Origin of the sequence: Pseudomonas sp. WP18, assembly GCF_036689585.1 — a bacterium.
In the GTDB taxonomy this organism is placed as follows: domain Bacteria; phylum Pseudomonadota; class Gammaproteobacteria; order Pseudomonadales; family Pseudomonadaceae; genus Aquipseudomonas; species Aquipseudomonas chlororaphis_E.
The window spans coordinates 611,731-633,448 of the sequence record NZ_CP144758.1 but is presented as its reverse complement, the minus strand read 5'-3'; the positions used below and the strand labels follow the sequence as shown (position 1 = coordinate 633,448).

19 protein-coding genes are annotated in these 21,718 nt (G+C 64.1%); 7 read left to right on the top strand and 12 right to left on the bottom strand.

The genetic code is table 11. From position 1 onward, the window contains the following. Nucleotides 1-2 precede the first annotated feature (2 nt). From hfq to V5F23_RS02675, 6 genes are all read right to left on the bottom strand, one after another. Nucleotides 3-263: an RNA chaperone Hfq gene (gene hfq / locus V5F23_RS02700; protein ID WP_003186419.1), complete on the bottom strand. Its 261-nt coding sequence runs from the start codon at nucleotides 261-263 to the stop codon at nucleotides 3-5. Between the two features lie 91 nt (nucleotides 264-354). Further along, nucleotides 355-1,326 (bottom strand): tRNA (adenosine(37)-N6)-dimethylallyltransferase MiaA, encoded by a 972-nt coding sequence (gene miaA, locus V5F23_RS02695; RefSeq protein ID WP_338497497.1) that lies wholly within the window; start codon nucleotides 1,324-1,326, stop codon nucleotides 355-357. Next, nucleotides 1,326-3,239, bottom strand: a complete 1,914-nt coding sequence (gene mutL / locus V5F23_RS02690) for a DNA mismatch repair endonuclease MutL (RefSeq protein WP_042729513.1) — start codon at nucleotides 3,237-3,239, stop codon at nucleotides 1,326-1,328. The genes miaA and mutL overlap by 1 nt, the downstream gene beginning before the upstream one ends. Next, complete coding sequence (locus V5F23_RS02685) at nucleotides 3,236-4,666, bottom strand: N-acetylmuramoyl-L-alanine amidase (protein ID WP_042729512.1); 1,431 nt, start codon at nucleotides 4,664-4,666, stop codon at nucleotides 3,236-3,238. Before V5F23_RS02685 ends, mutL begins: the two co-directional genes overlap by 4 nt. Next, the gene (gene tsaE / locus V5F23_RS02680) at nucleotides 4,666-5,136 is read right to left on the bottom strand and encodes a tRNA (adenosine(37)-N6)-threonylcarbamoyltransferase complex ATPase subunit type 1 TsaE (protein WP_042729511.1); all 471 of its coding nucleotides are present in this window, start codon (nucleotides 5,134-5,136) and stop codon (nucleotides 4,666-4,668) included. Before tsaE ends, V5F23_RS02685 begins: the two co-directional genes overlap by 1 nt. Beyond that, the gene (locus V5F23_RS02675) at nucleotides 5,124-6,623 is read right to left on the bottom strand and encodes an NAD(P)H-hydrate dehydratase (RefSeq protein WP_338497496.1); all 1,500 of its coding nucleotides are present in this window, start codon (nucleotides 6,621-6,623) and stop codon (nucleotides 5,124-5,126) included. Before V5F23_RS02675 ends, tsaE begins: the two co-directional genes overlap by 13 nt. A 63-nt stretch (nucleotides 6,624-6,686) precedes the next feature. Between V5F23_RS02675 and queG the strand changes: the two genes are divergently transcribed. Further along, nucleotides 6,687-7,766, top strand: a complete 1,080-nt coding sequence (gene queG / locus V5F23_RS02670; RefSeq protein WP_042732965.1) for a tRNA epoxyqueuosine(34) reductase QueG — start codon at nucleotides 6,687-6,689, stop codon at nucleotides 7,764-7,766. On the opposite strand, the gene V5F23_RS02665 is transcribed toward queG, so the two are convergent. Then, nucleotides 7,748-8,362, bottom strand: a complete 615-nt coding sequence (locus V5F23_RS02665; RefSeq protein WP_172679744.1) for a trimeric intracellular cation channel family protein — start codon at nucleotides 8,360-8,362, stop codon at nucleotides 7,748-7,750. The genes queG and V5F23_RS02665 overlap by 19 nt on opposite strands. A 266-nt stretch (nucleotides 8,363-8,628) precedes the next feature. After that, nucleotides 8,629-9,171, bottom strand: a complete 543-nt coding sequence (orn, locus tag V5F23_RS02660) for an oligoribonuclease (RefSeq protein ID WP_047736060.1) — start codon at nucleotides 9,169-9,171, stop codon at nucleotides 8,629-8,631. A gap of 107 nt (nucleotides 9,172-9,278) precedes the next feature. On the opposite strand from orn, the gene rsgA reads away from it, so the two are divergent. Continuing rightward, on the top strand, nucleotides 9,279-10,310 hold the full coding sequence (gene rsgA / locus V5F23_RS02655; protein ID WP_047736061.1) for a small ribosomal subunit biogenesis GTPase RsgA: 1,032 nt from the start codon (nucleotides 9,279-9,281) through the stop codon (nucleotides 10,308-10,310). 162 nt (nucleotides 10,311-10,472) lie between these two features. Here the strand turns inward: rsgA and motB are convergent, their stop codons facing one another. Further along, nucleotides 10,473-11,513, bottom strand: a complete 1,041-nt coding sequence (gene motB, locus V5F23_RS02650) for a flagellar motor protein MotB (protein ID WP_042730531.1) — start codon at nucleotides 11,511-11,513, stop codon at nucleotides 10,473-10,475. Nucleotide 11,514: 1 nt separating this feature from the next. Continuing rightward, nucleotides 11,515-12,366 (bottom strand): flagellar motor stator protein MotA, encoded by an 852-nt coding sequence (motA, locus tag V5F23_RS02645; RefSeq protein WP_042730532.1) that lies wholly within the window; start codon nucleotides 12,364-12,366, stop codon nucleotides 11,515-11,517. Between the two features lie 166 nt (nucleotides 12,367-12,532). Here motA and V5F23_RS02640 point away from each other — a divergent pair, with 166 nt between their 5' ends. The 4 genes from V5F23_RS02640 (at nucleotide 12,533) to V5F23_RS02625 (ending at nucleotide 17,762) form a co-directional block, all read left to right on the top strand. Continuing rightward, nucleotides 12,533-14,071 carry an HDOD domain-containing protein gene (locus tag V5F23_RS02640; RefSeq protein ID WP_042730533.1) on the top strand — a complete coding sequence of 513 codons (1,539 nt, stop codon included), beginning with the start codon at nucleotides 12,533-12,535 and terminating at the stop codon, nucleotides 14,069-14,071. A 42-nt stretch (nucleotides 14,072-14,113) separates the two neighbouring features. Beyond that, nucleotides 14,114-14,929 (top strand): rhodanese-like domain-containing protein, encoded by an 816-nt coding sequence (locus V5F23_RS02635; protein ID WP_042730534.1) that lies wholly within the window; start codon nucleotides 14,114-14,116, stop codon nucleotides 14,927-14,929. Between the two features lie 19 nt (nucleotides 14,930-14,948). Further along, nucleotides 14,949-15,809 carry an archaetidylserine decarboxylase gene (gene asd, locus V5F23_RS02630; RefSeq protein ID WP_042730535.1) on the top strand — a complete coding sequence of 287 codons (861 nt, stop codon included), beginning with the start codon at nucleotides 14,949-14,951 and terminating at the stop codon, nucleotides 15,807-15,809. A 192-nt stretch (nucleotides 15,810-16,001) separates the two neighbouring features. Beyond that, nucleotides 16,002-17,762 carry a hypothetical protein gene (locus tag V5F23_RS02625; protein WP_042730536.1) on the top strand — a complete coding sequence of 587 codons (1,761 nt, stop codon included), beginning with the start codon at nucleotides 16,002-16,004 and terminating at the stop codon, nucleotides 17,760-17,762. An 85-nt stretch (nucleotides 17,763-17,847) separates the two neighbouring features. On the opposite strand, the gene serB is transcribed toward V5F23_RS02625, so the two are convergent. Beyond that, entirely contained in the window at nucleotides 17,848-19,062 is a 1,215-nt protein-coding gene (serB, locus tag V5F23_RS02620; protein WP_042730537.1) for a phosphoserine phosphatase SerB, read from the bottom strand. 133 nt (nucleotides 19,063-19,195) lie between these two features. Between serB and V5F23_RS02615 the strand changes: the two genes are divergently transcribed. Continuing rightward, a complete protein-coding gene (locus tag V5F23_RS02615) occupies nucleotides 19,196-20,713 on the top strand; it encodes an AhpA/YtjB family protein (RefSeq protein ID WP_042730538.1) in 1,518 nt (505 codons plus the stop codon). A 252-nt stretch (nucleotides 20,714-20,965) separates the two neighbouring features. Here V5F23_RS02615 and V5F23_RS02610 read toward each other — a convergent pair whose 3' ends face one another. After that, complete coding sequence (locus V5F23_RS02610; RefSeq protein ID WP_042730539.1) at nucleotides 20,966-21,673, bottom strand: PqiC family protein; 708 nt, start codon at nucleotides 21,671-21,673, stop codon at nucleotides 20,966-20,968. Between the last annotated feature and the right edge of the window lie 45 nt (nucleotides 21,674-21,718).

The following is a 21,718-nucleotide window of genomic DNA, read 5'->3' as shown; positions in this document are numbered from 1 at the left end:
TATCAGGCGTTACCCGGTTCAGCGTCACCGCCTTCGGATTCGGTTGCGCTAGGCAGACGAATTGGACGAACTGGCACAACGGTGGAGATCGCGTGCTTGTAGACCATCTGGCTGACGGTGTTTTTCAGAAGGATGACGAACTGGTCGAAAGACTCGATCGTGCCTTGCAGTTTGATCCCGTTGACGAGATAGATGGACACCCCAACTTTTTCTTTACGTAAAGTGTTCAAGTAAGGGTCTTGTAGCGAATGCCCTTTTGACATGTGCCGCACTCCTTTAAGGATCAATAATAAAAATCGGAATCAGATGGCTTGGGCCGTCACACCCCCAAGGATAGACGGCAATTGCAAGGACTCAGCTCAATATGGAGATGGTCCCGAGGTATTTCAAGGCGCGTGGCAGATTGTCGCAATCGAGACTGTCGAGCCAATGCAGGTCAGTCCAGCTGCGCAGCCAGGTGAACTGGCGTTTCGCCAATTGGCGCGTGGCAATGATCCCACGCTCCTGCATCTCGGCTGACGTCAGCTTGCCGTCAAGGTAATCCCAGACCTGGCGGTAACCCACAGCACGTATAGACGGCAACCCGGCATGCAGGTCACTTCGCTTACGCAGGGCTACGACCTCGTCGATGAATCCCTGTTCCAACATTAATGTGAATCTTTGTTCAATTCGCCGGTGCAGCACTTGCCGGCTCGCCGGAGCGATGGCCAGATTCGCGACAGTATAGGGCAATTGTTGCAGTCCCGAAGCGGCTGCTTCAGTACTTTTAGCAGATTGTCGCTGGCGCAGGGCAGTCATGCTCAGGCCACTGACCCGATAAACCTCCAGCGCCCGGCTGAGCCGCTGCGGATCGTTGGGATGAATGCGCGCGGCCGATTCCGGGTCGATCAGCGCCAATTGCGCGTGCAGGGCCTGCCAGCCAAGGCGCGCAGCCTCGTCTTCGATCTGCGCGCGGACCTCGGGATCGGCCGCCGGCATGTCCGCCAGGCCGTCCACCAGGGCTTTGTAATACAGCATGGTGCCGCCCACCAGCAGTGGGATCTTGCCGCGCGCGGTGATCTCGGCCATGGCCTGGAGCGCGTCGCGACGAAAATCCGCCGCCGAATAGGCCTCGGCCGGGTCGAGAATATCGATCAGGCGGTGGGGAAATTCGGCCAGCAGCGCCTTGGACGGCTTGGCGGTGCCGATGTCCATGCCTCGGTAGACCAGCGCCGAGTCGACGCTGATCAGCTCGCAGGGCAAGACCTTGGTCAGTTCGATGGCCAGGTCGGTCTTGCCGGCGGCGGTCGGCCCCATCAGGAAAATCGCGGGTGGCAACTGGCTCATCAACGACCGCGCAAGAACAGTTTGTCCAGGTCATCCAGGCCCAATTGGGTCCAGGTCGGCCGGCCATGGTTGCATTGGCCGCTGCGCTCGGTGTTTTCCATATCCCGCAGCAGGCCGTTCATTTCCGGCAGGGCCAGGCGCCGGTTGGCGCGAATCGCGCCGTGGCAGGCCATGGTGCCGAGCAGTTCGTTCAGGTGCGCCTGGATGCGGTCGCTGGTGCCGTACTCCATCAGGTCCGCCAGCACGTCGCTGACCAACCGATTGGCCTCGGCCTGCTTCAGCAAAGCTGGAATCTGGCGGATCGCCAGGGTTTCCGGGCCCAGGCGCTGCAATTCGAAGCCCAGGCGCTGGAACCAGCCCACGTGCTCTTCGGCGCAATCGGCCTCACGCTGGCTGACGGCCAGGGATTCGGGCACCAGCAGTGGCTGGCCGCTGAGGCCTTCGCTGGCCATGGCGATTTTCAGCCGCTCGTACATGATCCGCTCGTGGGCGGCATGCATGTCCACCAGGACCAGGCCCTGGGCGTTTTCCGAAAGGATGTAGATGCCCTTGAGCTGCGCCAAGGCGTAACCCAAGGGCGGAATGTCGCCCTGGCCGTCGGGCAAGGCCGTGGCACCGGCTTCAGGCAGCGGCTTGAAAAACTCGCGGTAGGCCGCCTGGGCCTCGGCTGCCGGTACAGTCGATTGCGGGCGTGGTGTGTATTGGTATTGATAGCCGCTGCCGGCACCGCTGCCGGCCGGGTTGTAGCTTGGCTGGGGCTGGGGCTGCTCCAGCAGCGCATTGGCCGCCAGGCGCATTTCGCCCTGGGGACCGAACTCGCCCGCCTCCAGCCCCGTGGGCCGGACCATGCCACCCACCGCGGCCGGCGCCGCGAGCTGGTCTTCCGGCCGCACATCGCCCAAGGCGCGGTGCAAGGTGCCATACAGGAAATCGTGGACCATGCGGCCGTCACGGAAGCGCACTTCGTGCTTGGTCGGGTGCACGTTGACGTCCACCACCGCCGGGTCGACTTCGAAAAACAGCACGAAGGTCGGGTGCCGGCCGTTGAACAGCACATCGCGATACGCCTGGCGCACCGCGTGGGCCACCAGCTTGTCGCGCACCGCCCGACCGTTCACGTAGAAATACTGCAAGTCGGCCTGACTGCGGGAAAAGGTCGGCAACCCGACCCAGCCCCACAGCCGCAGACCGTTGCGCTCCACCTCGATGGGCAACGCCTGTTCGAGGAAGCCCGCGCCGCACACCGCCCCCACGCGCCGGGCGCGGGCCGCGTCATCATGGGCCTCGTGCAGGCTGAGGATGGTCTTGCCGTTGTGGCGCAAATGGAACGCCACGTCAAAACGCGCCAGGGCCAGGCGCTTGATGACTTCTTGCAGGTGATCGAATTCGGTTTTCTCGGCCTTGAGAAACTTGCGCCGCGCCGGGGTATTGAAAAACAGGTCGCGCACTTCCACCGACGTGCCCACCGGATGGGCGGCCGGCTGGACTCGGGACGCCATGTCCCGGCCTTCGGTCTCGACCTGCCAGGCCTGGTCGGCGTCGCGGGTACGGGACGTGAGGGTCAAGCGCGACACCGAGCTGATGGACGCCAGCGCCTCGCCGCGAAACCCCAGGCTCATGACCCGTTCAAGGTCTTCCAGGTCGCGAATCTTGCTGGTGGCGTGGCGCGCCAGGGCCAGCGGCAGGTCATCGGAGGAGATACCGCCGCCGTCATCGCGCACCCGCAACAGCTTGACGCCACCCTGCTCGACATCCACATCGATCCGCTTGGCGCCGGAGTCGAGGCTGTTTTCCAGCAATTCCTTGATCACCGACGCCGGGCGCTCGACCACCTCGCCGGCCGCGATCTGGTTCGCCAATCGCGGGCTGAGCAGCTCGATGCGGGCGTTGCTGCCGATCACTTCATCGCTCATTGCTTGGACGCCACTTCGTTGCCGGGAATGGTCAGGGTCTGGCCGATCTTCAGTTCGTCACTCTTGAGGTTGTTGGCACTGCGCAGCGCGGCGGGCGACACCTGGTAGCGCACCGCGATCATCGCCAGGGTCTCGCCCGGGCTGACCCGATGGTCCCGCGGGCCCTGGGCGATCTTGCCGGAGTCGCGCAGCCAGGCGATGTAGGTACCCGGTGGCGGGTTCTGCTGGAAGAACTGCCGCACACCGCTGCTGATGGAACGGGCCAGCGCCTGCTGGTGGCTGGCCGACGACAGCTTCGACGCTTCGTTGGAGTTGGAGATGAAGCCGGTTTCCACCAGGATCGAGGGGATATCCGGCGACTTGAGCACCATGAACCCGGCCTGTTCGACGCGCTGCTTGTGCAGCGGCGTGACCCGACCGATGTTGCTCAGGACCTTCTGGCCGACGTTCAGGCTGGAGGTCAACGAGGCGGTCATCGACAGGTCGAGCAATACGCCGGCGAGCATGCGGTCCTTGTCATCGAGGCTGACGTTGCCGGCACCGCCGATCAGGTCGGAGCGGTTTTCACTGTCGGCCAGCCAGCGGGCGGTCTCGGACGTGGCGCCCCGGTCGGACAAGGCAAACACCGACGCCCCAAATGCCGCCGCGGAAGGTGCGGCGTCGGCGTGGATGGAGACGAACAGGTCGGCGCCTTTCTTGCGGGCGATTTCGGTACGCCCGCGCAACGGAATGAAGTAGTCGCCGGTACGGGTCAGCTCGGCGCGGAAACCTTTCATGCCGTTGACTTGGCGTTGCAGCTCACGGGCGATGGACAGCACCACGTCTTTTTCACGCTGCCCCCGGGAGCCCGAGGCGCCCGGGTCCTCGCCGCCGTGGCCAGCGTCGATCACCACGATGATGTCGCGCTTGCCGGCCGGTGCCGGTGGTAGCTTGATTGCAGGTTCGGCCGGGGTCACCGGCACCGCAGGCACCGTGGCGACATTGGTCGGCGGTGGTGGTGGCGGCGCGGCGTCGGCCGGGTTGTCGAACAGGTCCACCACCAGCCGGTTGCCGTACTGGGCATTGGGGGCCAGGGTGAAGCTCTTCGGGGTCACGGCCTTTTTCAGGTCGATGACCACCCGCAGGTCGGTGGGCGTACGCTGGGCCGACCGCATCGCGGTAATCGGCGTATTGGCAGTGGCGATGTTCAGCGGCGCGCCCAGGGAGGCGCCATTGATGTCGATCACCAGGCGGTCGGGGGCGGTCAGGGTGAACACGCTGTGCTGCACCGGCCCCGTCAGGTCGAACACCAGTCGAGTGTTATCCGGCGCCCGCCAGAGGCGAACGCTGTTGACCTTTGTCTCGGCCACAGCATCGACGGCCAGTGCCGTAAGCAACAGTCCTACGACAGCAACCACCGCGCGAAAGCGCATACCAAACCCCATCATCAATAGTTTTCCAATGCCAACGCGGCACACCACGACTCGCCACGCGAGCCTTGCGGCGTCAGTTTCAGCGAACGCCCGCCATTCTGCGCGCCAATGGTAATGGTCAGGTCAGGCTTTGGCAAAAAGCCTGCACCCTTGTCGGGCCATTCGATCAGGCACAAGGCGTCATCTTCGAAATAATCGCGGATACCGAGAAATTCCAGCTCTTGCGGATCCACCAACCGATACAGGTCGAAATGAAAAGCGCGTATGTCGCCGATCTCGTAGGGCTCGACCAAGGTGAACGTAGGGCTTTTTACCGAGCCGACGTGGCCGAGGCCGCGAATGATGCCACGGGACAAGGTGGTTTTCCCCGCACCAAGATCACCTTCGAGAAAAATCAGGCCATGGCCCGCCGTGGTGCGTGCGATGCGCGCACCGAATTCCGTCATGGCGTCTTCGTCCGCCACGTACAGGGTTACTTCAGACACGGTGAATGCTCCTCCAACAACTGACGAATGGCCGGGATCAGGTCGGTCGCTGCCACCCCCCGGCCCAACTGACCGGCCTGGGCACCGGCATTGGCGTGCAGCCATACCGCCAGACAGGCAGCCTCGAACCCTTCCATGCCCTGGGCCAGCAACGCACCGACCACCCCGGCCAGGACATCTCCCAGGCCGGCGGTGGCCATGGCTGGATGGCCCTGGCAGCACACCGCCAGGCGACCGTCCGGGCTGGCAATCAGGCTGCCGGCGCCCTTGAGGACGACCGTAGCGGCGTACTGTTCGCTCAGCGCACGGGCCGCCGCCGGACGGTCAGCCTGCGCCTGGGCCGTGGATATCCCCAGCAACCGCGCCGCCTCCCCCGGATGCGGTGTGATGACACAATCCCCCGGCAGACTGACAGCGCCGCTGCCCAGCAGGTTCAGCGCATCGGCATCCCAGACCTGCGGCAGCGGCGCATTGGCCGCCGCCGACAACAGGCTGCGCCCCCACGCGGCCTGGCCCAGGCCCGGACCGACCACCACGACACTGGCTTGCTTAAGCAGGCCCATCAATTGGTTGGCCGAATGCGTGCCCTGCACCATGACCTCGGGCAAGCGCGTCAAGGCCGACGCTACATGCTCGCTGCGGGTGGCCATGGACACCATGCCCGCGCCGCAGCGCAGGGCGCTTTCGGCGCTCATCTGGATCGCGCCGCCAAAACCCCGATCGCCGCCGATCAGCAACACATGGCCGAACTTGCCCTTGTGGGCGGTGGCGGCGCGCGATGCCAGGCGTGGCAGATTGTGCGCCGAGAGCAGTCGAGCGCTGACCGGCGCCGACTCGACGAGATCCGGGTCGGCCTGCAGGTCGTTGAACACCGGCTCACCGACCCGGTCCGCCGCTTCGCCGGTGAACAGCCCCAGCTTCAGACCGATGAAGGTGACGGTCAGGTCGGCCGTCACCGCCGTGCCCAGCACTCTTCCGGTGTCGGCACACAAGCCCGAGGGGATGTCCACCGCCGCCACCGGCAGGCCACTGACGTTAATGGTGTCAATGGCACGCACATACGGTTCGCGAACCTCGCCGTTCAGGCCAGTGCCGAGCAATGCGTCCAGCAGCACGCCGCGCAATGCGGATTCGTCCGACCACGGCTCCACCGGTACACCCACGGCAATGGCTTCGGCGTGGGCATTGGCGGCATCCCCCTGCAATCGCCGGGGCTCGCCCACCGCCAGCACCCGCACCGTCCAGCCCGCACGGCGCGCCAGGGTCGCAACCAGGTAGCCATCGCCGGCGTTGTTGCCGTGACCGGCAAGTACGGTCAATTCACGGGCATCGGGCCAGCGCCGGACGATTGCGCGCCAGGTGGCGCGGGCCGCGCGCTGCATCAATTCGAAGCCCGTGGTGCCTGCCGCGATCAGTTGCGCGTCGAGGGCCCGCACTTGCGCGGCGCTGTACAGCGCGTCGGGAAAATCATCTTTAGTGTGCGGCATGCGTCTTCGGGCTCCGATGTCTGGCAGAATTATACGCATCTCAGCTCCGGTTTCTCTCGCCTCATGCCCGCCATCCCCACAGACCTCCCCGCCCTCGCCCAATCCATCAAGGAGTGGGGCCGCGAGCTGGGCTTCCAGCAGGTCGGCATCAGCGGCCTGGACCTCGCCGAGCATGAACGGCACCTGCAACGCTGGCTCGAAGCGGGCTACCACGGCGAAATGGACTACATGGGCGCCCATGGCAGCAAGCGCTCGCACCCCGAAGAGCTGGTGCCCGGCACCCTGCGGGTGGTGTCCCTGCGCATGGACTACCTGCCGGGCGACACCCAGATGGCGCAAATGCTCGGCCAACCGGAAAAAGCCTACGTCTCGCGTTATGCATTGGGCCGCGATTACCACAAATTGATCCGCAAGCGCGTGCAACAACTGGCCGAAAAAATCCAGGCCGTCATCGGCCCCTTCGGTTATCGCGCCTTCGTCGACAGCGCTCCGGTCCTGGAGAAAGCCATCGCCGAACAGGCCGGGCTTGGCTGGATCGGTAAAAACACCCTGGTACTGAACCGCAAGGCCGGCAGTTACTTCTTCCTGAGCGAGCTGTTCGTCGACCTGCCGCTGCCGACAGATCCACCCCATGCCAGCGAGCATTGTGGAAAATGCACCGCCTGCCTGGACATTTGTCCGACGAACGCCTTCGTCGGGCCCTACGTGCTGGATGCCCGTCGCTGCATTTCCTACCTGACCATCGAGCTCAAAAGCGCCATTCCGGAGGCATTGCGACCGTTGATCGGCAACCGAGTGTTCGGTTGCGACGACTGCCAGATCGTCTGCCCCTGGAACCGCTTCGCCCGCCCCTCTGGCGAGAGCGACTTCAAGCCTCGCCATAACCTCGACAACGCCGGCCTGGCCGAGCTGTTCCTGTGGGACGAGCAAACGTTCCTCAGCAGCACCGAAGGCTCGCCGCTGCGGCGGGCCGGCTACGAACGCTGGCTGCGCAACCTGGCGGTCGGCCTGGGCAACGCCCCCTCAACCATCCCGGTGTTGCAGGCGCTGGAAGCGCGGCGCGACTACCCCTCGGAATTGGTGCGCGAACATGTCGAATGGGCGCTGCGCCAGCATGCGCAACGTCAGACCTCGTCGTTATAGACGAACTTGGGCATTTCCCAGTGAAAGCGGATCGCCAGGAGCCGCAGCAGGAAACCGCCGAACAAGGTGATGAGGATCGCCTGTTCGCTCGGCAATTGCAGGTAGACACAGAGCAGGTAGCACCACGCCGCGGCAAACGAGACGCTGGCGTACAACTCGCGACGGAAGATCAGTGGAATATCGTTGCAGAAGATGTCCCGCAGGATGCCGCCAAACACCCCGGTGATCACCCCGCTGACCGAGGCCACCAGCATGCCGTGGCCCATTTCCAGGGCCGTCATGCAGCCGATCAGGGTGAACGCCACCAGACCCAGGGCGTCGAGCACCAGGAACAACGAGCGCAGATGGCGCATCCAGCGCGCCAGGAAAACCGTCAGCATCGCCGCCGCGGTGGTCAGCACCAGGTACTCCGGGTGTTTGACCCAGGTGAGCGGGTAATGCCCGAGCAACACGTCACGCACCGAGCCGCCACCCAGCGCGGTGACGCAGGCAATCAGCACCACGCCAAACCAGTCCATGCCGCGACGCCCGGCAGACAGGGCGCCGGTCATGGCTTCGGCGGTGATGGCGATCAGGTAAAGCATCAACAACATGATGGCGGTCCTTGCAGGAGGGCGCGCAGTCTAGCCATTTCGGACAGGCACCAAAAGAGGGCAGCTCCGACATCCCCAACACGGAACCCGTGGCGAGGGGATTTATCCCCGTTGGGCTGCGCAGCAGCCCCTGATACGCCTGACCAAGCGACCTGACACACGGGGTATCAGGTTTTTGGGGCTGCTACGCAGCCCAACGGGGATAAATCCCCTCGCCACAAGAGCGGAGCAAGCTCCCTCGCCACAACAGCAATCCCGCTGGGGGCCGGTCAGAACTTGATGAAATGCTTGCGGTAATGCTGCAACTCGGCGATGGACTCGCGGATGTCGTCCAGGGCCAGGTGGCTGCCGCCCTTCTGGAAGCTGTCACGCACGTGCGGCGCCCAGCGGGCCGCCAACTCCTTGAGGGTGGAGACGTCCAGGTTGCGGTAATGGAAGTAGCTTTCCAGGGATTTCATGTGGGTATAAAGGAAGCGGCGGTCCTGGCAGATGCTATTGCCGCAGATCGGCGACTTGCCTTTCGGCACCCACTGCTCCAGGAAGGCGATGGTCTGGGCCTCGGCCTCGGCCATACTGATCTTGCTGTCGCGCACTCGCTGGGTCAGGCCCGAGCCGCCGTGCTGGCGGGTATTCCATTCGTCCATGCCGGCGAGGATTTCGTCGCTGTGATGGATCGCAATCACCGGGCCTTCGGCCAGGGTGTTGAGGTCGCTGTCGGTGACGATGGTGGCCATTTCGATGATGACGTCGGTGTCAGGGTTCAGACCGGTCATTTCCAGGTCGATCCAGATCAGGTTCTGCGGATTTTGCATGGGGGGCTCCTCGGCGTAGCCCAGCAGTTTAGCCTAGGCCGGCCCTCGGGCGTGCTAAACTCGCGGCCGTTTTACCTAATCGCTGCATTTCTTCATACGGAACACCCATGGCCAAACGCCAACTCAATCGTCGTCAGAACTGGCGCATCGAAAAGATCCAGGGCGAACGCGCCGCCCGCGCCGCCAAGCGCGAATCCAGCGCTGTCGAGGCCCTGGAGGGTGGCGACCTGGGCCCTGAACAGACCGGCCTGGTGATCGCGCACTTCGGTGTGCAGGTCGAGGTCGAGGCCCGCGAAGGCGAGTTGGCCGGCCAGGTGTTCCGCTGCCACCTGCGGGCCAACCTGCCGGCACTGGTCACCGGCGACCAGGTGGTCTGGCGCGCCGGCAACCAGGGCATCGGCGTGATCGTGGCGCAATTGCCGCGCCACACCGAGCTGTGCCGTCCGGACAGCCGCGGCCAGCTCAAGCCGGTGGCGGCCAACGTCGACATGATCGTCATCGTGTTCGCCCCGCTGCCCGAGCCCCACGCCAACCTGATCGACCGTTACCTGGTGGCCGCCGAACACGCCGGCATCCGCCCGTTGTTGCTGCTCAACAAGTTCGACCTGATCGACGCGCACAACGCCCCGGCGCTGAACGCCCTGCTGTCGGTCTACCGGGATCTGGGCTATCCGGTGCTGGAAGTCTCGGCCCACCACGGCAACGGCATGGAGCAGTTGCAACGGCAACTGGACGGGCGCATCAGTGTGTTCGTCGGCCAGTCCGGAGTCGGCAAGTCGTCGCTGGTCAACAGCCTGCTGCCAGAGGTCGAGACCCGGGTCGGGCCGCTTTCCGAACTGTCCGGCCAGGGCACCCATACCACCACCACCGCGCGGTTGTTCCACTTCCCCGGCGGCGGTGAACTGATCGACTCGCCGGGCATCCGCGAATTCGGCCTGGGCCACGTCAGCCGGGCCGATGTGGAAGCCGGTTTCATCGAGTTCAACGAGTTGATCGGTACCTGCCGCTTCCGCGACTGCAAGCACGACCGCGAACCCGGTTGCGCCCTGCTCAAGGCCCTGGAAGAAGGCCGCGTGCACCAACAACGGATGAACAGCTACCGCTCGATCATCGCCAGCTTGCCGGACAGCAGTTACTGACTGTAGGAATACACAATTTCCGTGGCGAGGGAGCTTGCTCCCGCTTGAGCGCGAAGCGCTCACCAAAAGGACTGCTTTGCAGCCCGGCGGGAGCAAGCTCCCTCGCCACGGGAATTGCGAAAGATAAAAAAAAGCCGACAGTCATGTCGGCTTTTTCATGGGTCACTGCCCAGGCGTTGCGGGCGGTTTGGGCGCCGCATCGTCAAACAGGTTCAACCGTTCGCGCAGTTCGTGGGCCGGCACCGGTTGCTGGTCCGCCGGCAACGCGTTCGGGTCCACCGCCGCGCCTGACGGCGTTGCCGGGGCTTCACCGGGGGCGCCCTGACCCTGGACAGGGTCTGGCGCCGGGTCGTTGGTTTGCGAACCTTCGATGGCTTTTTGAGCCTTCTTGGTCAGCACCACGATGTCGATACGCCGGTTGATCGGGTTGAACGGGTCCTTGCGGTCGAACAATGCCGAGGAGGCATAACCGACCACCCGCGCCACCTGCTCATCCGGATAACTGCCAGCCACCAGGGCGCGACGTGCGGCGTTGGCGCGGTTGGCAGAGAGCTCCCAGTTACCGTAGTCACCCTTGCCGACGTACGGCTTGGCGTCGGTATGGCCGCTGATGCTGATCTTGTTCGGCACCGCCTTGATGGTGTCGGCCATGGCCAGCAGGATGTCCTCGAAATAAGGCTTCAGGCGCGCGCTGCCGGAGTCGAACATCGGCCGGTTCTCGGCATCCGTGATCTGGATGCGCAAGCCGTTCGGCGTGATCTCGAACAGGATCTGGTCCTTGAACTTCTGCAATTGCGGGTTCTCGTCGACCTTGTTCTGCAACTCCTGCAGCAGCAATTCCAGGCGCTCGCGCTCGACCTGCTCGGCCATGCCCTCGACCTGATCGGTGTCCACCGTCACCTTGTCGGGCTGTGGCTGGGACTTGACTTCAGGGTTGAGGGTATTGTCCGGCGCCAGGGTCGGCGAACCACCCAGGTCGATGATGTAGGGCGTGCCACTTTCGGAGAAGCCGATTGGGTCCTTGAAGTAACCGGCGATGGCGATTTTCTGCTCCGGGGTGGCCGTGGACAGCAGCCACAGCACCAGGAAGAACGCCATCATCGCCGTCGCGAAGTCGGCGAAGGCGATTTTCCAGGCACCCCCGTGGTGTCCAGCGGCGATGCGCTTGACACGCTTGATGATGATCGGCTGGTTATTTTCCATATCAGCGACCGCGAACTGCTTGTTCCAGCTCGGCGAAGCTTGGACGGTGCGCCGGGTACAGGACCTTGCGGCCGAACTCCACCGCCAGCGACGGCGGCATGCCCGAGGCAGACGCTACCAGGGAGGCCTTGATGGCCTCGTAGACGTTCAGTTCTTCCTTGGCGTCATGGGCCAGGGAATGGGCCAGGGGACCGAAGAAGCCATACGCCGCCAGGATACCGAAGAAGGTCCCCACCAGCGCCGCACCCACGTGCAAGCCGATGGACGCCTGGTCGCCTTCGCCCAGGGACGCCATGGTCACCACGATCCCCAGTACCGCCGCAACGATACCGAAGCCGGGCATGCCATCAGCGATGCCGGTGACCGCGTGGGATGGGTGTTCCAGGTCTTCCTTCAGGTTGTAGAGCTCCATGTCGAACAGCCCTTCGAGCTCATGGGGCGCCATGTTGCCCGAGGACATGATCCGCAGGTAATCGCAGATGAACGCCGTCATGCGGGCGTCCTTGAGCACGGCTGGGTACTTGGCGAAGATCGGGCTGGCGGCGGCGTCTTCGATATCGCCTTCGATCGCCATCATGCCTTCGCGGCGGCTTTTGTTGAGGATCTCGTACACCAGCCCCAGCACCTCGATGTAGAAGGTATGGGTGAAGCGCGAGCTGAACATGGTCAAGGATTTCTTGATCACGTGCATGGTCATATAGCCAGGGTTGGCCTGCAGGAAAGCGCCAAAGGCCGCACCGCCGATGATCATCACCTCGAAGGGCTGGATCAGGGCGGCAATCTTGCCATGGGAGAGCACGTATCCGCCGAGCACGCTCGCGAACACGACAATGATGCCGATAATTTTAGCCATAGATAGAAAGTACTTATTTAAGTCGGGTTCAAGGTCATATTCGGAAGCTGAAAAATCTCTTCTTCTACTTATCGGCAAAACTGCGCCAGACTATAGCCAGTTCCGGCGAAAAGCCAATTTGCCCCGTTCCGGGCGTAGATAATTCATGGGATGATCGCGTCCAACCATGGCTAATGTATCGAACGTCCCGACTCCAAGACCGTCCACCCTCGAAGGCTGGGTAAAGCTGCTCCAGGGTGTCCACCTGCCGGTGCCCCAGGCCAGCCACGACCTGGTCTGCAAGGCGCTTGCCGACAGCCGCCGCTCGTTGCGCGACATCGCCGAGCTGATGCAGGAAAGCCCAGCCCTGGCCCTGAGCGTCATCCGCGAAGCCAACCATCACACCCATGGCAGCCTCGCCGAACCGGCGGAAAACCTTGAAGTCGCCCTCAACCGCCTCGGCCTCAAGCGCACCGAGCAATTGCTCGCGCGCCTGCCTTCGCTGCCCGAGCAGCAGATCCCCGTGACCCTGCGCCAACTGCAACTGATCAGCCAGCACGCCACGCAACAGGCCAACGGTTTTTTCTCCAGCCGCCTGGCGCGGTTGTGGCAGGACATCCACTGGGGCAGCCTGCTGTTCCTCTCGCCGCTCTGGCCCCTGGCCCTGACGCACCCGCGGCTGCTCGGGGAGTGGGAGCTGCGGGTCATCCATAAAGGCCAGTCGGCCAGCCAGGTCGAGCACGAACTGTTCGGCGTCGGCCTGCTGGAGATCTGCCTGGGCGTGGTCGAAGCCTGGCGCCTGCCGATCTGGGTGGTGCAAGGCTACCGCTTGCTGCTCAACGAACGGCGCGAATTGGTGAAAGTGCTGCGTATCGCTCGGGACAGCGAGCACCCGTTGCGCCAGCAGAATCGCCTGGACGATGACCCGACCCTGCGGCGCTGGCTCAATCAGCCGGCCAACACCGTGCTGCTGGCCAACGGCCTGGCCCTTTCCGCGCACCAGGCCTGGGACGCCCCCCACATCGCCCGCTGGCAATACCTCACCAGTTTGTATCTGCAAATTTCAATGGACGATGTCCAGCAGCAACTGCACCAACAAGCCGCCAACAGCGCCCGGCAACACGCCATGCCAGACCTCTGGCACCCGGCCGAGGCCCTGATCTGGCCCTGGGGCAGTCGCCGCGTCCAGCCCGGCCAACGGTCGACGCCCCCGCCCAGCGCCCCGGACCTGAGCCAGTGGCGCAAGCAATGCTCGGCCCTGCTGGTGGAACCGAGCCCGTTCAGCAACGCCATGCACCTGACCAGTTCGGCTCGCGATGTGCTGGTGGCCTGCGGCATGCGCCGGGTGATGATCCTGATGGCCGACCGCAGCCAGACCAGCGTGCGCGTGCACCAAACCGCCGGCCTGGCGAAAGAGGTCGCGGCGATGAGTTTCCCCATCGCCCAGAGCAAGGTCTTGCAGCGGTTGCTGGCCCAACAGGCCCAGGTACGCCTGAACCCGGACAACAATGCCCAGTTCTCCGCGTTACTGCCGCCGGGCCTGCGCGCCCTGTTCAAGGGCGAGCACCTGCTGCTGCGCTCACTGACCTGCAACGGCCGGGTGATCATGCTCGTCGTCGTGGACCAGGGCGGCGGCCCTTTCTCGGACGTCACCGTGCAGGCCTTCGGCAAAACCGTGCAATGCATCGAAAGGGCCCTGCACACCTTTACCAACCGGGGCCGTTGAACTTGCTACAATCCTTTCCCTTTGCGCCCCTGGAGACCTCACATGCCTGACTTCTCTGGCTTGCCGCTGGTGATCGAGCCGAGCGAGCTGCTGCCGCGCCTCGACGCCCGCGAACTGATCCTGGTGGACCTGACCAGCGCCGCCCGCTACAGCACCGGGTACATTCCCGGCGCCCGCTTCGTCGACCCCAAGCGCACGCAACTGGGCCAGCCACCGGCGCCGGGTCTGTTGCCGGCAAAAGCCGACCTGGAGGCCCTGTTCGGCGAACTCGGGCACCACCCGGACGCGGTGTACGTGGTGTACGACGATGAAGGCGGCGGTTGGGCCGGACGGTTCATCTGGCTGTTGGACGTGATCGGCCACGGCAATTACCACTACCTCGACGGCGGCCTGCTGGCCTGGCTGGACGAGGGCCTGCCGGTGTCCACCGACGCACCCGCGCCCGGCGCCGGCCCGGTGAGCCTCACGTTGCACGACGCGCCAACCGCCACCCGCGAATACCTGCAAAGCCGCCTCGGCGCCGCCGACCTGGCCATCTGGGACGCGCGCGGCCCACTGGAGTACTCCGGCGAGAAAGTCGTCGCGGCCAGGGGCGGGCACATTCCCGGCGCAGTCAATTTCGAATGGACGGCCGGCATGGACCAGGCCCGCAGCCTGCGCATCCGCAAGGATATGCCGCAGATCCTCGAACAACTGGGCATCACGCCCGACAAAGAAATCATCACCCACTGCCAGACCCACCATCGTTCTGGCTTCACCTATCTTGTGGCCAAGGCGCTCGGTTATCCGAGGGTCAAAGGCTATGCCGGTTCCTGGGGCGAATGGGGCAACCACCCCGACACCCCCATCGAACGTTGAAGGCTCTTAAGGACCGTTAATGAAAAACCGTTTGTTCATCCTCTCTCAGTACCTGCTGCCCCACCACCTGCTGTCGCGGCTGGCCGGTTGCATTGCCGAATGCCGCGTGCGCTGGTTCAAGAATGCCTTCACCGCGTGGTTCGCCAAGCGCTATCAAGTGGACATGTCCCAGGCCCTGGTGGAAGACCTGACCGCCTACGAACACTTCAACGCGTTCTTCACCCGCGCTCTGAAAGACGGCGCGCGGCCGCTGGACGAAACCCCGGGCGCGATCCTCTGCCCGGCCGACGGCGCGGTCAGCCAGCTTGGCCCGATCGAGCATGGCCGGGTGTTCCAGGCCAAGGGCCACAGCTTCAGCGTGCTGGAGCTGCTGGGCGGCGATGCGGCCAATGCCGCGCCGTTCATGGGCGGTGATTTCGCCACGATCTACCTGTCCCCGAAGGACTACCACCGCGTGCACATGCCGCTGGCCGGCGCCCTGCGGGAGATGGTCTACATTCCCGGACGGATTTTCTCGGTGAACCAGACCACGGCCGAAAACGTGCCGGAGCTGTTCGCCCGCAACGAACGCGTGGCGTGCATCTTCGACACCGAACGCGGGCCAATGGCCGTGGTGCTGGTGGGAGCGATGATCGTGGCCTCGATCGAGACCGTCTGGGCCGGTTTGGTCACGCCGCCCAAGCGTGAACTGAAGACGTTCCGCTACGACGAAGCGGCCCGTGCACCGATCCACCTGGAAAAAGGGGCCGAACTGGGGCGCTTCAAGCTGGGTTCCACCGCCATCGTGCTGTTCGGGCCGAACCAGGTGAAATGGGTTGAAAGCCTGGTGGCCGGTTCGCCGGTGCAGATGGGCCAGGGGCTGGCATTGCCAAAGGCCTGAGTAAAAGATCAAATGTGGGAGCGAGCTTGCTCGCGATGGCGATATAACAGTCACCTCGATGGCGACTGTCCTGGCGTCATCGCGAGCAAGCTCGCTCCCACAGGGTATCCAGCATAGATAGCGCACCTCCTTCGGCTACAACTGCTAGAGTTGGAACATCACGTTTGTTTCCCGCCGGAGCCCGTCCACGGCATGAATGAGACCAGCCCTCTCCAGTTGCTGCGTGTCCTGTCCCCGACGCAATCGCGCCTGTCGTTCTGCGAAGCCACGCCGCGCGACCTCAAGCGCTGGATCGCCGACCTGCCCAAGGCCAACATCGGCGAAACCGCCCGCCTGTTGTACCAGGCCCTTGGCGAACTCAACCAGTTGCTCACGCCCAGCGACAATCGCCTGCAATTGCTCGAATTGCTGCGCCCCGAGGTGTATTACGTCTGCAAGCACCTGGAGCGGCACTTCCTGCAACAGGCCATCGTGCTGGATGACCGCTCGCGCAAGATCGTCAACCTCTGCCAGGCCCTGCAAACCCAGCTGGCGATGGGTTACAAACAGATCGTGGCACGCATCGCATCCAAATACACCAAGGACCGCGCCCGCCTGCTCAGCACCGCATTGCAGCGCGCCATGCACGCCCTCGATGGCCCGCTGATTCGCGCCAGCCAGCTCTACAGCCCTGTGCCTGAAGGCTTGTGGCTCGATTTGCACCAGTTATACCGGATTGCCTGCCAGCACCGCTTGCAACAACAAAGCGTGAGCGACGAACTGGCCAGCCAGGTTCACCAGTTGAGCCCCGAGCAAACCTACATCGTCGCCCTGTTGCTGGGCGCCTCACGCAGCAATCAGCTGCGCCAGGGCCAGATCGCGCGACTGGCCGAAGCCCTGGAGGCTTGGAGCCAGTGGGTCAGGCTCGACCCTGCCAGCAACGCCACCAGCCTGTTCGCCGTCGCCGCGGAACTGGATGTCGGGCCACGCTACCGCTCCAAGTTCAGGGCCGAGCAGCAACCGACATTGCAGGGCTTCGATCCGCAGCCATTGGTGCGCATGATCGCCACCCACCTGGAACAGCCGGCCGCCCCGGCCCTGTCGGTACCGGCCGGGATGAACACCGACACCTTGAATCACTTGCAGGCGGCCTGGGGCGAGGCGGCCGAGCGAAGCTTCCAGCGCATGGAAGGCAACGGGACATTGACGCTGTGCGTGGGCATGAGTGCGCTGCACTACTACCTCGGCGGTGAACGCTCGTTCAGCGAAATCCTGAAGAAACCCACCACGCGCAAGGCCCGGTTCGAAGCCGCGCCAACCAAGCACAGCGACACTTGGGGCCAGGCCTTCGACGCCGCACCCAACGGAGACAACGAACTGCTGCCCTATGAGGAAATCGAGTACCCGGCCAATCCATCCGATGAGGACAGCAGCAGTTCCGACCGCCAGCATCATTTTCCCACCTATGACCTGCCGATCATCAACCACAGCCCGGGTGGGTATTGCCTAGGCTGGCCGAAAGAGGTGCCGGAGCAACTGCAAGCCGGGGAAATGATCGGTATCCGGGACGCCAGCGATCAATCCTGGAGCATCGCCGTCGTGCGCTGGATCCGACAGGTGCGCAACGGCGCCATGCAAATGGGTATCGAGCTGGTGGCACCTTATGCCCAGCCCTGCGGCCTGCAACTGGTGCGCGAAGAGAACGAGCACGGCCACTACCTGCGCGGGCTGCTGCTGCCGGAGATCAGCGCCGTCGACCTGCCCCCCACCATGATTGCCCCGCGCCTGCCCTTCCAGGAGGGCCAGCGCGTGCTGATCAACACCAACGGCCAGGAGCACCGCGCCGGGCTGGACCGCCGGATCACCAGCACTCACAGCTTCAATCAGTTTTCCTATCACCAGGAGAACGCAGGCGACACCCAGGGCGGCGGCGAAGCGGAGGGGGATTTCGATTCGTTGTGGAAGTCGCTCTAAGGCCAGACACAGCCCCTGTGGCGAGGGGATTTATCCCCTCACCACAGATAAATCCTCTCAGCACAAGGAACAGTGTAGCGCCGTCTCAAAGCTGCCCGTCGCGATCCCGGAAGCCCAGCAGATACAGCACCCCATCCAGGCCCAGGGTCGAGATGGCCTGACGGGCCGATTGCTTGACCAGTGGCTTGGCGCGGAACGCCACGCCCAGTCCCGCGATGGCCAGCATCGGCAGGTCGTTGGCGCCGTCGCCCACGGCAATGGTCTGTTCCAGGCGCAAGCCTTCCTTTTGCGCCAGCTCACGCAACAGGTCCGCCTTGCGCTGGGCGTCGACGATCGGCTCAACGGCCACGCCGGTCACCTTGCCGTCCACCACTTCCAGCTCGTTGGCGAACACGTAGTCGATACCGAGCTTGGCCTGCAACTGCTTGGCGAAGTAGGTGAAACCGCCCGACAGGATAGCGGTCTTGTAGCCCAGGCGCTTGAGTTCGGCGAACAGCGTCTCGGCGCCTTCGGTCAGGCGCAGGGAGGCGCCGATGGCGTCCAGTACGCTGACGTCCAGGCCTTGCAGCAGTGCCAGGCGCTCCTTGAAGCTGGCGCGAAAATCCAGCTCGCCAGCCATCGCCCGCTCGGTGATCGCCGAGACCTTGTCGCCCACCCCTGCGGCCTTGGCCAGCTCATCGATGACTTCGGCTTCGATCAGCGTCGAGTCCATGTCGAACACCGCCAGGCGCCGGTTACGGCGGAACAGCGAATCTTCCTGGAAGGCGATGTCGACGTTCAGCTCCTGGGCCACGCTGAGGAACTCGGCCCGCAGCGCCTGGGGATCGGCCGGTTCGCCGCGCACGGAGAACTCGATGCAACCCTTGCCCTTGTCGTCCGGGGTGTCCAGGGGCATGCGTCCGGACAAACGGTCGATGTGGTCGATGTTCAAGTCATATTTGGCGGTGATCGAGCTGACGCGCTGCAACTGCTCGGCGGTGACCTTGCGGGTCAGCAGGGTCACGATGTGGCGCTTCTTGCCCTGGCCGGCGACCCAGTGCTGGTAATCGGCTTCGGAAACCGGGGTGAAGCGAACCTGCTGGTCAAGCTTGTAGGCGGTGAATAGGATGTCCTTGAGCACCGACTTGCTGTGTTCGGCGTCCGGGATTTCAACCAGGATGCCGAACGACAGCGTGTCATGGATCACCGCCTGACCGATGTCGAGAATGTTCACACCACCCTGGGCCAGAACGCCGGTAATGGCCGCAGTCAGACCCGGACGGTCGCTGCCAGTGATGTTTATCAGGACGATTTCGCGCAAGGCGCACCCCCGCAGGTGGAAAAAAACCGCATTCTACCCACATTCAGTGACCATCGGGCACCGCCAGTGCTTTGCCGGTCATGGGGCTGTCGCTATACTGCGCGTCAATTTCACGGACAAAGAGCCGAGCTCAGTGAACCGGCCCACGCCAGTCAAAACCGACAATTTCTTCCTGCTGATCTTCCGTGCACTGCGCCACCGTCGCGTGCCGATTGCATTGCGCATTGCCAGCCATAACGTGATCCTGGTCGCCCTGGCCCTGGTCATCTATGCCTGCGTGATGGGCTTGCAGTTCAAGCAGGCGATGCACGAGCAGGCCGATGCCCTGGGTGAGAGCCTGACCACCCAGACCGCCACGTCCGCCACCGAGCTGCTGGTGTCCAACGACATCCTCAGCCTCAACGTGCTGCTCAACAACCTGACCAAGAACAAGCTGGTGGCCCACGCGGCCATCTACAGCGTCGACAACCGCATCCTCGCCGAGGCCGGCCAGCGGCCCAAGCCTGGCCTTTTGGGCGAGTCCGGCGGCATGTACCAGAGCAAGATCACCTTCCAGGACGTGACGGCCGGGCAACTGCGCATCAGCCTGGACATGGACCAGTTCCAGCAACCGATGACCATCAGCCTGCAAAGCATGGGCATCCTCAGCGCGATACTGCTGGCCCTGGCCCTGGCCTTGAGCCTGCGCCTGGGCCGGCACATCTCCACGCCGCTGTTGCAATTGCGCGTCTGGCTGCGGGACATCGACGAACACACCCCGGCCACCCAGCGCCAGGACGAAATCGGCGACCTGGCCCGGCAACTGCACGCCAGCTTCGCTCCGGAACCGGCCCCCGTGCCCGAGCCCGAAGCGCTCGACTACGTCGACGAAGACGAGGCCGAGCCGGGCTTCGAAGTGCGTAACCTGCGCGATCCCGGCTTCGACGAGAGCCCGCCGATGCCCGCCGCCAGGCCGGCGCCCCGCCATGTGGTGCGCACGGTCGAAGACGATGAAGACGACGACGCCTTCACCGACCTGCGTGACGATTCGATCGGCGGCGAAGCGAAGCCGCTCGTCAAGCCCGTCGTCTCGAACCTGCCCCAGCACAGCGCGGTACTGGCCGTGCAACTGGGCGCCCAGGATCAACTGCGACGCCTGCCCCAGGCACGCCTGAAGGAGTTGCTCGAACGCTACCGTGACTGCCTCGACCAGGCCGCCTCGCTCTACCAGGGCGAACTGCACACCTTGAACGACGGCAGCACGTTGATGCTGTTCCACACCGAGGACAGTGGTGACGACTACCTGACCAACGCCATCTGCTGCGGTGAGTTGCTGCGGGCGCTGGGCCACCAGTTGCAGATCGAGGTCGCGGACAGCGGTATCACCCTGCAACTGCAATTGGGCCTGACCCTGGGTGACGGCCTGTTCGGCCTCAGCCAGATCGACCTGCTGCTGACCGAAACCGCGCAGGACGCCCTGGCGCTGTCGCAACACAGCCGCAACCTGCTGCTGGTGGAGCGCAAGATCAACGACGACGCGCTGATCCGCCAACGCGCCCGTATCCGCCCCATCGCCAGCCCTGAAGGCGCATGCTGCGTGGAACGGCTGATGGAGCCTTACCCGTCGCTGCTGGAGCGGCAACTGGCGCGGATGCACGAGCGCCAGGCCTAACCCCGGCCGCTTGGAATGACGAAGCCCGCAGATGAGTGATTGTCTGCGGGCTTTTTTTTGGGCCGCGCCGGCCTCTTCGCGGGCAAGCCCGCTCCCACATTTAATCCTCGGCAGGATCAGGTTCTGTGGTCATGAAGGACCTTGTGGGAGCGGGCTTGCCCGCGAAGGGGCCAGCACAAGCGCGGAAGCACCCTCCCCCAGAAACAACAAAGCCCGCATCAACGCGGGCTTTGCTTCACGGCTATCCAGCCATCAGAACCTGAACACTTCCATGTCCGTGCGAATCGGCAGGGCCATCGGGATCTTCGGCGATTTTTCCGGCGCAGCGGGCTTGGCCTGGGTCGGTGCGGTTTTACGCGGCGTATCGACGATCGGAGGCTGGTTGGCCAACGGCTTGAGGGACACGGACAACTGCTCGGCCAGGCGTTGCAGCAGCACACCTTGGGCCTGGACTTGTGCCGCGGTGGTCCCGGCGTGTTGCTCTTGCAGATGCACGATACGGTTCTCGCGAACCTTGCCCCGACGGTCGATCAACCGCCACTGGGCATCGAGCACCGCCGGCTGGCTCTTGCCCGAGTCCAGGCGGGTGATCGACAGCAGCACCTGAACATCCGGGGTGAAACCCTGGGTGGCCGGCGCCAGCACCACGCGCTGGCTGTCCAGTTGCCCGGCGACCTGGCGCAGCAGCAATTGGTCGATGTCCGAAGACAGGCTACCGGCCCAGCGGCCGTCCGTGGCAGCCTGCAGGCTGCCGTCTGGCTGGCGTTGCAACAGGGTTTCGCGTTGCAGGTAATCGGCGATCAATACCGGCCCCAGCAATACCGCCATGCCTGTGCTTTGCGCAGGCTGGGCGGGCGTCCCGCTGTCGAGTTGATACAGCGACACCGGCTGATGGACGCTGCAACCCGCCAGGCCAAGCAGGCCGGCGAGCCATAAAATAGGAAGGCGCAGAGCAGTCATCGTTCCATCCAGGTGGCGGCCACAAGGCCTGCCACAGTGAAAAAA